Source organism: Paraburkholderia sp. (genome assembly GCF_035501035.1).
Classification (GTDB): domain Bacteria; phylum Pseudomonadota; class Gammaproteobacteria; order Burkholderiales; family Burkholderiaceae; genus Paraburkholderia.
The window spans coordinates 1-12,682 of record NZ_DATJWR010000383.1; the positions used below are offsets into that span (position 1 = coordinate 1).

General features: G+C 67.0%; 10 protein-coding genes and 1 pseudogene. All 11 read right to left on the minus strand.

What is annotated here, in order from left to right:
* Positions 1 to 447 (minus strand): annotated as a pseudogene (locus VMJ11_RS27700) (D-alanine--D-alanine ligase); the annotation flags it as partial.
* Positions 448 to 452: 5 nt separating this feature from the next.
* Positions 453 to 1,847 (minus strand): UDP-N-acetylmuramate--L-alanine ligase, encoded by a 1,395-nt coding sequence (gene murC / locus VMJ11_RS27705; RefSeq protein WP_325623756.1) that lies wholly within the window; start codon positions 1,845 to 1,847, stop codon positions 453 to 455.
* Positions 1,844 to 2,953 carry an undecaprenyldiphospho-muramoylpentapeptide beta-N-acetylglucosaminyltransferase gene (gene murG, locus VMJ11_RS27710; protein ID WP_325623757.1) on the minus strand — a complete coding sequence of 370 codons (1,110 nt, stop codon included), beginning with the start codon at positions 2,951 to 2,953 and terminating at the stop codon, positions 1,844 to 1,846. Before murG ends, murC begins: the two co-directional genes overlap by 4 nt.
* A complete protein-coding gene (gene ftsW, locus VMJ11_RS27715; RefSeq protein WP_325623759.1) occupies positions 2,950 to 4,215 on the minus strand; it encodes a putative lipid II flippase FtsW in 1,266 nt (421 codons plus the stop codon). The genes murG and ftsW overlap by 4 nt, the downstream gene beginning before the upstream one ends.
* Complete coding sequence (gene murD / locus VMJ11_RS27720) at positions 4,212 to 5,741, minus strand: UDP-N-acetylmuramoyl-L-alanine--D-glutamate ligase (protein WP_325623761.1); 1,530 nt, start codon at positions 5,739 to 5,741, stop codon at positions 4,212 to 4,214. The genes ftsW and murD overlap by 4 nt, the downstream gene beginning before the upstream one ends.
* Positions 5,742 to 5,795: 54 nt before the next feature.
* Entirely contained in the window at positions 5,796 to 6,965 is a 1,170-nt protein-coding gene (gene mraY / locus VMJ11_RS27725) for a phospho-N-acetylmuramoyl-pentapeptide-transferase (protein ID WP_325623763.1), read from the minus strand.
* A gap of 20 nt (positions 6,966 to 6,985) precedes the next feature.
* Positions 6,986 to 8,422, minus strand: coding sequence for a UDP-N-acetylmuramoyl-tripeptide--D-alanyl-D-alanine ligase (locus tag VMJ11_RS27730; protein WP_325623765.1), 1,437 nt, complete (start codon positions 8,420 to 8,422; stop codon positions 6,986 to 6,988).
* Positions 8,419 to 9,966, minus strand: coding sequence for a UDP-N-acetylmuramoyl-L-alanyl-D-glutamate--2,6-diaminopimelate ligase (locus VMJ11_RS27735; protein WP_325623767.1), 1,548 nt, complete (start codon positions 9,964 to 9,966; stop codon positions 8,419 to 8,421). Before VMJ11_RS27735 ends, VMJ11_RS27730 begins: the two co-directional genes overlap by 4 nt.
* Positions 9,963 to 11,849 (minus strand): penicillin-binding protein 2, encoded by a 1,887-nt coding sequence (locus tag VMJ11_RS27740; protein ID WP_325623769.1) that lies wholly within the window; start codon positions 11,847 to 11,849, stop codon positions 9,963 to 9,965. The genes VMJ11_RS27735 and VMJ11_RS27740 overlap by 4 nt, the downstream gene beginning before the upstream one ends.
* Positions 11,846 to 12,202 (minus strand): cell division protein FtsL, encoded by a 357-nt coding sequence (ftsL, locus tag VMJ11_RS27745; protein ID WP_325623771.1) that lies wholly within the window; start codon positions 12,200 to 12,202, stop codon positions 11,846 to 11,848. The genes VMJ11_RS27740 and ftsL overlap by 4 nt, the downstream gene beginning before the upstream one ends.
* The coding region (gene mraW, locus VMJ11_RS27750; protein ID WP_325623773.1) for a 16S rRNA (cytosine(1402)-N(4))-methyltransferase at positions 12,199 to 12,682 on the minus strand (484 nt) is incomplete at its 5' end. The genes mraW and ftsL, both read right to left, overlap by 4 nt.

Genomic DNA, 12,682 nt, shown 5'->3' on the forward strand with positions numbered 1-12,682 from the left:
GGGCTTCACGAAGAGCGGCAGGCCGAGCTTCGCGACGATCTGCGGCGCGCGCGCCGCATAGTCGTCGCCGCGCAGCACGGTTTCGAACGGCGGCGTGGGAATGCCGAGCTGCTGCCACACGAGCTTGCTGCGGAACTTGTCGAGCCCGAGCGCCGAGCCGAGCACGCCCGTGCCGGTATAGCGGATGCCGTAGAAGTCGAGCGCGCCCTGGATCTGGCCGTTTTCGCCGTAGCCGCCATGCAGCGCGTTGAATGCGCGCACGAAGCCCTCGTCCTTGAGCGCCGAAAGCGGCCGCTCGGACGGGTCGAACGGATGCGCGTCGATGCCCGCGCTTTTGAGCGCCTGAAGCACCAGCGTGCCCGACTTGAGCGACACCTCGCGCTCGGCGGACACGCCGCCGAACAGCACTGCCACCTTGCCGAACTTCTTTGGATCGATACTGCTCATGTCACTCACGCCTTCTGTTCCTGGGCTGCGATCCGACCCGGCACGCCGCCGATCGAACCCGCGCCCATCGTAATCACCACATCGCCGTCGCGCACCACTGCGGCGAGCGCCTCCGGCACTTCATCCACGGTCTCGACGAACACCGGCTCGACCTTGCCCGCCACGCGAATCGCGCGCGCGAGTGCGCGGCCGTCCGCGGCGACGATCGGTGCTTCTCCGGCCGCATAGACATCGGTCAGCACGAGCGCATCGACGGTCGAAAGCACGCGCACGAAGTCTTCGAAGCAGTCGCGCGTGCGCGTATAGCGGTGCGGCTGGAATGCGAGCACGAGACGGCGCTCGGGAAACGCGCCACGGGCTGCTGCGATCGTCGCGGCCATCTCCACCGGGTGGTGGCCGTAGTCGTCGATCAACGTCCACGTGCCGCCACCGTTGACGGGAATTTCTCCATAGCGCTGGAAGCGCCGGCCCACGCCGTTGAATTCCGCGAGCGCGCGCTGGATGTCCGCGTCCTTCACCTCGAGCTCGGAAGCGATCGCGATCGCTGCCAGCGCGTTCTGCACGTTGTGCGTGCCCGGCAGGTTCAGCACGATGTCGAGCGACGGTGCGTCTTCGCGCATCACCGTGAAGTACATCTTGCCCTCGCGAGCAATCACGTTCACCGCGCGCACCTGCGCGTCCGGCGCGAAACCGTAGCGGATGATCGGCTTCGAGACGAACGGCAGGATCTCCTTCACGTTCGGGTCGTCCACGCACAGCACGGCGATGCCATAGAACGGCAGACGGTGCGTGAATTCGATGAACGCCTGCTTCAGGCGCGCGAAGTCGTGCCCGTAGGTGTCCATGTGATCGGCGTCGATGTTCGTGATGACTTCGATCACCGGAAAGAGATTCAGGAACGAGGCGTCCGACTCGTCGGCTTCCGCCACGATGAAGTCGCCCGTGCCAAGGCGCGCGTTCGCGCCCGCGCTGATGAGGCGCCCGCCGATCACGAAGGTCGGGTCGAGCCCGCCCGCCGCCAGCACGCTCGCAACGAGCGACGTCGTGGTGGTCTTGCCGTGCGTGCCCGCAATCGCGATGCCCTGCTTCAGGCGCATCAGCTCCGCGAGCATCACGGCGCGCGGCACGATGGGGATACGGCGATGGCGCGCCGCGAGCACTTCGGGGTTGTCGCTGCGCACGGCGGTCGAGACGACCACGGCGTTCGCGCCTTCGATGTTCTGTGCGTCGTGGCCGATCGAGATGCGCGCGCCGAGCGCGGCGAGTCGATCGGTGACCGCGTTCTTCGCGAGGTCCGAGCCGCTAACTTGATAGCCGAGGTTCACGAGCACTTCGGCGATGCCGCTCATGCCCGCACCGCCGATGCCGACGAAATGGATGTGTTTGACGATGTGTTTCATTGCTTTCCTCCCGGACTTGCGCCCGCCACGGTCGCGCAGATGCGTGCGACCTGATCGGCGGCGTCGGGTTTCGCGAGCGCGCGGGCGCGCTCTGCCATTTCCGCCAGCGATGTTCTGGTCTGATGCCGCAACCAATCGGCGAGTCCTTCCGCCGTCAGGTCGCGTTGCTGCACCACGAGCGCCGCTTCCTTGTCGGCAAGGAACGCAGCATTCGTGGTCTGGTGGTCGTCCACGGCGTAGGGGAACGGCACGAAGCACGCCGCCACGCCCACGGCCGCGATTTCGGCCACCGTCATCGCGCCCGAGCGGCAGATCACGAGATCCGCGTTCTGATAGGCGCTCGCCATGTCGTCGATGAACGGCACGAGCTGCACCGTGTCACCAGGTTCGAGTCCGGCGTCGATATAGTTCTGGCGCAAGGCGTCGATGTGCTTCGCACCCGCCTGATGCACGATGTGCGGACGCTCTTCGGGCGCGAGCAGCGACAGCGCGCGCGGCACGACTTCATTGAGCGCCGCCGCGCCGAGACTGCCGCCCACCACGAGCACGCGCAGCGGACCGCTGCGCGCGGCGTAACGCGCCGCCGGCGCATCGACGTGCTCGAGCGCTTCGCGGATCGGGTTGCCGGTCCATTCGGCGTGCGGCAGTGCGCCGGGAAACGCCACGAGCACGCGCTTCGCGAGCTTCGCGAGCACCTTGTTCGCGAGGCCCGCGATCGAGTTCTGCTCGTGCAGCACGAGCGGACGGCCCGAGAGCGCGCTCATCACGCCCGCCGGGAACGTGATGTAGCCGCCCATGCCGAGCACGACGTCGGGCTTCACGCGGCGCAGCGCTGCGAGGCTCTGCGTGCACGCGCGCAGCAGGTTCAGCGGCAGCATCAGCTTGGTCTTGATGCCCTTGCCGCGCACGCCGCCAAAGCGCACGTATTCCATTGCGATGCCGTGCTTCGGTACGAGCGTCGCTTCCATGCCTGCGGGGTTGCCGAGCCACACCACGCGCCAGCCCCACTGCTCCATGCGATGCGCGACGGCGAGACCCGGGAACACGTGCCCCCCGGTGCCGCCGGCCATCACCATGAGCGTGCGCGTTGCGTTGGCAGGCGTCATACCTTCCCCCCGCGCATCAGCACCCGGTTCTCGTAGTCCACGCGCAGCAGCAGCGCCACCGCGATGCAGTTCAGCAGAATGCCCGAGCCGCCGTAGCTCACGAGCGGCAGCGTGAGACCCTTGGTGGGCAGCAGGCCCAGGTTCACGCCCATGTTGATGAAGGCCTGCGCGCCGAACCACACGCCGAGGCCCTTGGCGACGAGGCCCGCGAACGTACGGTCGAGCGCGAGCGCCTGGCGGCCAATCTCGAACGAGCGGCGCACGATCCAGTAGAAAAGCAGGATCACGATCAGCACGCCGACAAAACCCAGTTCCTCGCCGATCACGGCCAGAATGAAGTCGGTGTGCGCTTCGGGCAGATAGTTGAGCTTCTCGACGCTGCCGCCGAGGCCCACGCCGAACCACTCGCCACGGCCGAACGCGATGAGCGAGTGCGTGAGCTGATACGCCTTGCCTTGCGCATAGCGGTCGTCCCACGGATCGAGATACGCGAAGATCCGCTCGCGACGCCATGGCGAAGCCCACACGAGGATCGTGAAGGTGCCCACGGCCGTGGCCACGAGGCCGCCGAACAGCTTGCCGTTCACGCCGCCGAGGAACAGCACGCCCATCGCGATCGCGGCGATCACCATGAACGCGCCCATGTCGGGCTCGAGCAGCAGCAGCGCGCCGACCACGCCCACGGCGAACGCCATCGGCAGGAAGCCCTTCGCGAAACTGTGCATGTATTCCTGCTTGCGCACCGTGTAGTTCGCCGCGTAGATCGTCACGGCCAGCTTCATGATTTCCGACGGCTGCATGTTCGTGATGCCGAGCGGAATCCAGCGCCGCGCGCCGTTCACGCCCTTGCCGATGTGCGGAATCAGCACGACCACGAGCATGGCGAGCGCGATGAGGAAGAGCTTCGGCGCATAGCGGTCCCACGTCGAAACCGGAATGCGGAAGGCGACGATCGCCGCGAGCGTGGCGATCACGAGCGAGACGATGTGGCGCACGAGGAACGCCCAGTCGCGATACGACGCGTACTTGGGCGAATCGGGCATGGCGATGGAGGCGGAGTAGACCATCACCACGCCGAGGCCAAGCAACGCGATCACGGCCCACAGCAGCGAGTGGTCGTAGTCGAGCATGCGCGAGCGCCCGGGCCGCACGCCGCTCACGACGCTCGCGAGACCGCCCGATCGCGCACCGCCGCCCGACGCGCCGCCGGCCGGGCTGTCTTCACGCGACAAACGCGCGCCGAATCGTTCGGACCAACTCATATCATCGTCCCCCGTTCTGCGGCGATTTCTTCCACCGTGTCGCGGAACACCGCCGCGCGGTGGGCGTAGTTGCGGAACATGTCGAGGCTCGCGCACGCGGGCGAAAGCAGCACCACGTCGCCCGGTTGTGCGAGCGCCGTGGCCGCGCGCGTGGCGGCTTCGAGCGTCGGCTGGTCGGTGAGCGCGATGCCCGTTTCTTCGAGCGCGGCGCGAATCTTCGGCGCGTCGCGCCCGATCAGCATCACGGCGCGGCACCAGCGCGCGACGGGCGCCACGAGCGGCTCGAAGTCCTGGCCCTTGCCATCGCCGCCCGCGATCAGCACCGCGCGCTGCGCGAGGCCGTCGAGCGCCGCGACCGTCGCGCCCACGTTCGTGCCCTTGCTGTCGTCCACATAGTCGATGCCGTCGATCGATGCGATCAGCTCCACGCGATGCGGCTCGCCGCGATACTCGCGCAGGCCGTGCAGGAGCGGCGCGGCAGGCAGGTCGATCGCACGCGCGAGCGCGAACGCCGCGAGCGCGTTCGCCGCGTTGTGCAAGCCGCGAATGCGCAGCGCGTCGGCGGGCATGAGGCGCTTCATCGCGAGATTCACCGGTGCGGCTTCCTGCTGCTTGCGACGGCGCGGCGAGAGCGGCTCGTCGATCGCGTCGCGGTCGTGCGCCTGCACGAGCCATTGCATGCCGTTCTCGCGCAAGAGGCCAAAGTCGCCGTCTTTTTGAGGCTCGTTAAGGCCGAACGTCACGATCTTCGCGTCGCCGCTCGCCTTCACGCTCGCGAGCGACATCACGCGCGCGTCGTCGCGGTTGAGCACGCGCGTCGTGTGCGGTCCGAAGATGCGGCCCTTCGCGGCCGCATAGGCGTCGAGGCCGCCGTGCCAGTCGAGATGGTCCTGCGTGATGTTGAGGACCGCCGCGGCATCGGGCGCAAACGTGTGCGCAGTCTCCAGCTGGAAGCTCGACAGTTCGAGCACCCAGATGTCGGGCAACGCCGTGTTGTCGATAGCCTCGGCGAGCTTGTCGAGCATGGCCGGGCTGATATTGCCGGCCACGGCCACGCGCTTGCCCGCGCGCTCGCAGAGCATGCCCGTGAGGCTGGTGGTGGTGGTCTTGCCGTTCGTGCCGGTGATGGCGAGCACCTTCGGCGCGTAGCCGCTCTCGCCGAGGTGGCGCAGCGCCTGCGCGAAGAGTTCCAGCTCGCCCCACACTTCGACGCCGCGCTCGCGCGCCGCTGCGATCAGCGGCACGAGATCTTCGGCGAACGGCGAGAGGCCCGGGCTGATCGCGACGAGTTCCACGCCGTCTAGCAGCGCGGTCGAGAACGGACCGCCCACGAAATCGGCTTCCATGCCGCGCGCGGCGAGTTCGGGAACGAGGTTGGCCAACCCGGGCGGCACTTCGCGCGTGTCGGCTACGCGCAGGCGGCAACCATGCCGCGCGCACCAACGCGCCATCGCGAGACCCGATTCCCCGAGTCCCAGCACGAGCACCATCGGCTTTTGCCGATCCCGAAACTTCTCGCCAAACATCGCTTGCTTCCCTTTCTTACCTTGAAAATGCGCTTGAAAACCGGGCTTAAAAACTCAACGCAGCTTGAGGGTCGAGAGACCGAACAGACACAGCATCAGCGTGATGATCCAGAAACGCACGACAACCTGCGTCTCTTTCCAGCCGGAAAGCTCGAAATGGTGATGCAGCGGCGCCATCTTGAAGATGCGCCGCCCTTCGCCATAGCGCTTTTTCGTGTACTTGAACCATGTGACCTGGAGCATCACGGAGAACGTCTCCGCGACGAAGATGCCGCCCATGATGAAGAGCACGATCTCCTGGCGCACGATCACGGCGATGGTGCCGAGCGCGCCGCCAAGCGCGAGCGCGCCCACGTCGCCCATGAAAACCTGCGCCGGGTGCGTGTTGAACCAGAGGAACGCGAGCCCTGCCCCGCCCATGGCCGAGCAGAAGATCAGCAGTTCGCCCGCGCCGGGAATGTGCGGAAAGAGCAGATACTTCGAGTAGACCGAGCTGCCCATCACATAGGCGAACACACCGAGCGACGCGCCCACGAGCACGACGGGCATGATGACGAGGCCGTCGAGACCATCGGTGAGATTGACGGCGTTGCTCGCGCCGACGATCACGAAGTACGTGAGCGCGATGAAGCCCCACACGCCAAGCGGATAGCTGATCGACTTGAGGAACGGCAGCAGCAGGTCGGCGCGCGCGGGCAGGCCCATCGAAAGGCCGCTCCTCACCCACGCCATGAAGAGGTCGAACACGCGCACGTTGCTCGCCTCGGACACGCTGAACGCGAGATACACGGCCGCGAAGAGACCGATCACCGACTGCCAGAAGTATTTCTCGCGCGAGGACATGCCGCGCGGGTCCTTATAGACCACCTTGCGAAAATCGTCGACCCAGCCGATCAGGCCATAGCCGAATGTCACGAGCATCACGATCCAGATGAAGCGGTTCGTGAGATCGCCCCACAGCAGCGTGGAAATCGCGATGCCCATGAGGATCAGCACGCCGCCCATGGTGGGCGTGCCCGACTTCACGAGGTGAGTTTGCGGGCCGTCCGTGCGCACGGCCTGGCCCACCTTCATCGCGGTGAGCTTGCGAATGACCCACGGGCCGCAGAAGAGCCCGATCGCCATCGCGGTGATGGTGGCCATCACCGCACGAAACGTCAGATAACTGAACACGCGCAAGAAGCTTGCGTCATTCTGCAGCCATTGCGCCAGCGCCAGTAGCATGCCTTGTATTCCTTAGTATTTCAGTTCGCACCGGACGCAGCGTCCGGCGCAGGGGTTTGCGGATTCGCTTTCGGGCTCATCAAGGCGGCCACCACGCGCTCCATCTGCATGAAGCGCGAGCCTTTCACGAGAATCGTTGCGCCTGCACCGAAACCGGCACCGGCAAGCGCGCGCACGAGCTCGGCCACGTCCGCGGCGTGCAGCGCCTGCGTGCCGAAGGCCGCCGCGCTGTCACGCGCGGCGTGGCCTAGCGTGTAGAGCGCGTCGATGCCGCGCTCCTTCGCGTAGGCGCCCACCTCGCGGTGAAACGCGGGACCTTCGTCGCCGACTTCGCCCATGTCGCCCAGCACGAGCACACGCGGCGACACGTGCGAAGCGAGCACGTCGATCGCCGCGCGCACCGAATCGGGATTCGCGTTGTACGTGTCGTCGATGACGGTCGCGCCCGCCAGGTCACCGAGCGCCGCGCGCTTGACCTGCAGGCGGCCCTTCACCGGCTCGAACGCCTCCAGCCCGCGGCCGATCGCTTCGAGCGACACGCCCGCCGCGAGCGCCGCCGCCGTGGCCGCGAGCGCGTTGTGCGCGTTGTGCGCGCCAAGCGCCTGCAACTCGACTTCGAGATGCCCTTGGGGCGTCGCGATCGCGAGACGGTTGCCGCCCGTTCCGACAACGAGCTTGCCGCTGACCGCCGCCTCGACCGCGCGCGTTTCGGTATGCAGCGCGAAGTCGAGGATGCGCGAGCCGGTCGCCGCCACGCGCCAGATGCCGGCGTAGGCATCGTCGGCGGGGAACACCGCGACGCCCGTCGGCTTGAGCGCATGGATCACGCTCGCGTGCTCGAGCGCGACGGCTTCCACCGTCGCCATGAACTCCTGATGCTCGCGCTGCGCGTTGTTCACCACCGCGACCGTAGGCTCGGCGATCTTCGCGAGCAGATCGGTCTCGCCCGGGTGATTCATGCCGAGTTCGACCACCGCCAGCCGATGAGCGTCGCTCAGGCGCAGCAACGTTAACGGCAGGCCGATGTCGTTATTGAGGTTGCCCGTCGTCGCGAGCCGTGCAATTTCGCCAACCGCCGCCGCGAAGATCGACGCGATCATTTCCTTCACCGTCGTCTTGCCGTTACTGCCCGTCACGGCGACGAGCGGCAACGTGAAACGGCGGCGCCAGCCGAGCGCGAGCGCGCCGAGCGCGCTGCGCGTGTCGTCCACGCGCAGCGCCGGCACGCGCCAGTCGCCTGGACTGCGCGAAACGAGGGCCGCGCTCACGTGACGGTTCGCGACCTCGCCGAGAAAGTCATGCGCGTCGAAACGGTCGCCCTTGAGCGCGACGAAGAGATCGCCGGGGCCCGCCGTGCGGCTATCGGTCGAAATGCGCTCGAACGTCGCGTTCTCGTCGCCGAGTACGCTTGCGCCCGGAATCAGCGTCGCTGCTTCGCGCAGGGAAAGCATTGTCATTCACCGCCTCCGCGCCCGTGCGTGGCACGGGCTGCGAGAGCAAGCCGCGCATGATCCTGATCAGAAAAAGCGCGTTTCTTGCCCATGATTTCCTGGGTCGCCTCGTGGCCCTTGCCGGCGAGGACGACGACGTCTTCGCGCGCCGCGCCGCGCACCGCCTGCAGGATCGCGCTCGCGCGGTCCTCTATTCGGCGCGCCTTCGCGGCGTCACGCATGCCTTGCGCGATCTGCTCGATGATCGCGGCGGGCGATTCGCTGCGCGGGTTGTCGCTCGTCACGACGACCTCGTCGGCGAGCCGCTCCGCGATCGCGCCCATCAGCGGGCGCTTGGTCGCGTCGCGATCGCCGCCGCAGCCGAACATGCAGACGAGCTGGCCACCACGAGCCGCTGCGATCGGGCGCAGCGCTTCGAGCGTCTTTTCGAGCGCGTCCGGCGTATGCGCATAGTCGATCACGACGAGCGGCTCGTCGTGATCGGCGCGGCCGCCAAGACGCTCCATGCGACCGTTCACCGGCTGCAGCTTTGCGAGCTCGTTGAGCGCCGCGACGAGCGGCACGTTCGCCGCGACGAGCGCCCCGAGCACGCCTAGCAGATTGCTCACGTTGAAAAGGCCGAGCGTTTGCACCTCGACGTGCGCCTCGCCCCAGTCCGACGTTTCCAGATGGAAAGCCGTGCCCGTGGCCGTCGCGCGAACGTCGTTCGCGCGCAGCCAGGCGTCGGCCGCTGGCGCGTCGGCGGCGGGCGTCTCGACGCCGTACGCAATCGTGCGCGCCTTGCCGCGCGTGGCGGCGATCAGGCGGCGGCCCGCTGCGTCGTCGGCATTGATCACCGCCGCGCGCAGTCCCGGCCAGGCGAAGAGGCGCGCTTTCGCCGCCTCGTAGGCCTCGAATGTGCGGTGATAGTCGAGATGGTCCTGCGTGAGATTCGTGAAGATGGCGATGTCGAACGACGTGCCGTTCACGCGCCCCTGATGCAGCGCGTGCGAGGACACTTCCATCGCGATCGCCTGCGCGCCTTCGTGGCGCAGTTGCGCGAGGCTGCGTTGCAGTTGCGGCGCATCGGGCGTGGTGAAACCCGTATGCACGAGCTGGCCCGGAAAACCGGTGCCGAGCGTGCCGACGATCGCGCACTTCTGACCCACGCCGGAGAGCGCCGCTGCGACCCACTGGCTGCAGGACGTCTTGCCGTTCGTGCCCGTCACGCCGACCACGAGCATCGTGTCGCTCGGGTCACCGTACCAGCTGCTCGCGATCTCGCCCGCAAGTACGTCGAGCTGCGGCACGGCGAGCGAAATCGCCGCGTCGAGCTGGCCGGCATAACCTTCCGGCTGATAGAGAACCGCGGCGGCGCCTCGCTCGATCGCGTTGGCGATGTGTGGGCGGTTGTCCGCGCCTTCGACGGCATAGGCAAGAAACACGTCGCCCGGCTTGAGCGAGCGCGTGTCGGCGTGCAGGGCGGCTTCGGGCGCGACGCGCGCGCGCAGCCATGCGAGCGCGTCCGCGATCCGCCGGTGCGCGGGATGCTGGTTGCGCGTGGCGCTCATCGGACGACTCCGGGTCGGTTCTTCGCGTTGTCCGCGACGGTCATGTGATGCGCGGCGACGGCGGTCTTCACTGCCGGCGTATTCGCTACGCGCTTCACGGGCGCAGCCGGAGCGCTTGCCGCGGCAGGCGCCGAAGCGCTGTTGTCTTCGACGACAAGCTGCTTCACCGGCATGTCGGGCGGCACGTTGAGCGTGCGCAGCGTGTCGCCGACGATGCCCGAGAACACCGGACCCGACACCGCGCCACCGAAGTGGCTGCCGGCCGTCGGTTCGTCGACCGATACGGCGACGACGATGCGCGGATTCGGCATCGGCGCCATGCCGACGAACGAAGCGCGGTACTTCGAGCGATCGTAGCCGTGCGGACCGTGCTTGTAGGCCGTGCCGGACTTGCCGCCCACGCGGTAGCCGGGTACGGCCGCATCCGGCGAAGTGCCGTCCTTCGACACCACGCTCTCCAGCATCGTGCGTACTTCACGCGCCGTGGTCGGCGCGAAAACCTGGGTGCCCTGCACCGGTTGTGTGTCGCCTGGGTGGCGGAAGATCGTGACCGGCAGGATCTGGCCGTCGTGCGCGATGGCGGTGTACGCGCGCGCGAGCTGGAACAGCGAGACGGAGAGGCCGTAGCCGTAGGACATCGTCGCCTGCTCGATGCGGCGCCAGCTTTTCCACGGACGCAGACGGCCTGCCGCCGCGCCGGGGAACCCGACCTTCGGCGCCTGTCCGAGACCGATGCTGGTGTACATGTCCCACATTTCTTCGGGCCTGAGCGTCATCGCGATCTTCGTCGCGCCGATGTTGCTCGACTTCTGGATCACGCCGCCCACCGTGAGGACGCCGAACGCCGCGTCGTCGGTGATCGTGGCGCCGTCGAGCGTGAAGTGGCCCGGGCCCGTATCCACCAGTGTACTCGGCGAGACGCGATGCAGATCGAGCGCGAGCGAGATCGTAAACGGCTTCATGATCGAGCCCGGCTCGAACACGTCGGTGAGAATGCGGTTGCGCAACTGCTCGCCCGTGAGGTGGGTGCGGTCGTTCGGGTTGTAGGTCGGATAGTTGACGAGCGCGAGCACCTCGCCCGTGCGCACGTCCACCACCATCGCCGCGCCGGCCTTCGCCTTGAACTTTTCGACGGCCGCTTTCAGGTTCGAATAGGCGATGTACTGGATCTTGCTGTCGATCGACAGTTCGACGTCCTTGCCATCGTGCGGCACCACCGTTTCGTCGACGTCTTCGACGATGTGGCCCATGCGGTCCTTGATCACGTGGCGAATGCCCGGCACGCCCGCGAGCACCTTCTGGTCGGACAGTTCGACGCCTTCCTGGCCTTCGTCCTCGACGTTGGTGAAGCCGATCAGGTGCGCGGTGACCTCACCCTCGGGATAAAAGCGCTTGTATTCGTTGCGCTGGTAAATGCCCGGAATGTCGAGCGCGGCCACCTGCTGCGCGACGTCGAGCGGCACCTGGCGCTTCACGTATACGAACGTCTTGTCTTGGGAGAGCTTCGTGCGCAGCTCCTTCGTGCTCATGTCGAGCAACTGGCCGAGCTGGTTCAGCTTGTCGGCGCCGAGATCGTCGGGCACGGCTTCCGGAATCGCCCAGATCGCGCGCACGGGCAGGCTCGTGGCGAGCACGAGCCCGTTGCGGTCGAGAATCTTGCCGCGCGTGGCCGGCAGCTCGACGGTGCGCTGGTAGCGGCTTTCGCCCTGCTTCTGATAGAACGCGTTGCCGGGCCCCTGAATCCAGAACGCGCGCGCGGCAAGCGCGACGAACGCCATGAAAAGCAGGAACACGACGAGCTTCGAGCGCCACATCGGCAGGCGCACGGAGAGAATGGGGTTCGCGGTAAAGGCGACGCTCTTGCGGCGATTGTCCTTTTTCATCGCGTGCCTCCGCGGCGGGCAGGCGTGGGGGCGGCGCCCTGCGGCGGAGCCGAGGTCGGCACGGGCGCGTCGACCGCGGTCGCGGCACCCGGTGCGAGCGTCAGATATTGCGTGCGTCCGGTCGTGACGGGCTGCATCTTGAGCGAATCGGTGGCGATCTGTTCGATGCGCGACGTCCTCGACAGCGCGCTCTGCTGATATTGGAGCTGTGCGTAGTCCTGCTGGAGCTGGTGCTCCTCCGACTGCGCGCGCTGCAACTGGATGAAGATCTGGCGCTGCTGATTGGTGGCGTTCACGACCGAGAGCGCACACCCCATCACGATGATCAGCAGGAAGATGTTCAGGCGATTCATGGCGTGACGCGCTCCGCGATGCGCATCACGGCCGAGCGGGCGCGCGGGTTCGCGGCGACTTCCTCGTCGCTCGCAAACACGCGGCCAAGCAGCTTGAGCGGCGGGCTCGGCAGGTCGACGGCGCGAATCGGCAGGCGGCGATCGATCGCCGGCGCGCTCGCGTGCGCCTGCATGAATCGCTTCACGATCCGGTCTTCGAGCGAATGAAAGCTGATGACCACCAGCCGCCCCCCCTGTTCCAGCACCGACAGTGCTGCCTCTAGAACGACCTGCAGCTCCGCAAGCTCTTGATTGACGTGAATCCGTATAGCCTGAAAGGTGCGGGTTGCCGGGTCCTTACCCTTCTCACGGGTTTTGACGACGTTAGCCACGATTTGGGCAAGCTCGCCCGTGCTGTCGAGAGGCCCGAGACGGTCGGACTCTGCCCGGCGAGCAACAAGCGCCTTTGCAATCTGAAAAGCAAACCGTTCTTCCCCATAA

Coding starts and splice junctions, on each gene's coding strand:
- murG (WP_325623757.1), bottom strand. CDS start 2,953: ATGACGCCTGCCAACGCAACGCGCACGCTCATGGTGATGGCCGGCGGC.
- ftsW (WP_325623759.1), bottom strand. CDS start 4,215: ATGAGTTGGTCCGAACGATTCGGCGCGCGTTTGTCGCGTGAAGACAGC.
- VMJ11_RS27735 (WP_325623767.1), bottom strand. CDS start 9,966: ATGAGCGCCACGCGCAACCAGCATCCCGCGCACCGGCGGATCGCGGAC.
- murC (WP_325623756.1), bottom strand. CDS start 1,847: ATGAAACACATCGTCAAACACATCCATTTCGTCGGCATCGGCGGTGCG.
- murD (WP_325623761.1), bottom strand. CDS start 5,741: ATGTTTGGCGAGAAGTTTCGGGATCGGCAAAAGCCGATGGTGCTCGTG.
- VMJ11_RS27740 (WP_325623769.1), bottom strand. CDS start 11,849: ATGAAAAAGGACAATCGCCGCAAGAGCGTCGCCTTTACCGCGAACCCC.
- VMJ11_RS27730 (WP_325623765.1), bottom strand. CDS start 8,422: ATGACAATGCTTTCCCTGCGCGAAGCAGCGACGCTGATTCCGGGCGCA.
- ftsL (WP_325623771.1), bottom strand. CDS start 12,202: ATGAATCGCCTGAACATCTTCCTGCTGATCATCGTGATGGGGTGTGCG.
- mraY (WP_325623763.1), bottom strand. CDS start 6,965: ATGCTACTGGCGCTGGCGCAATGGCTGCAGAATGACGCAAGCTTCTTG.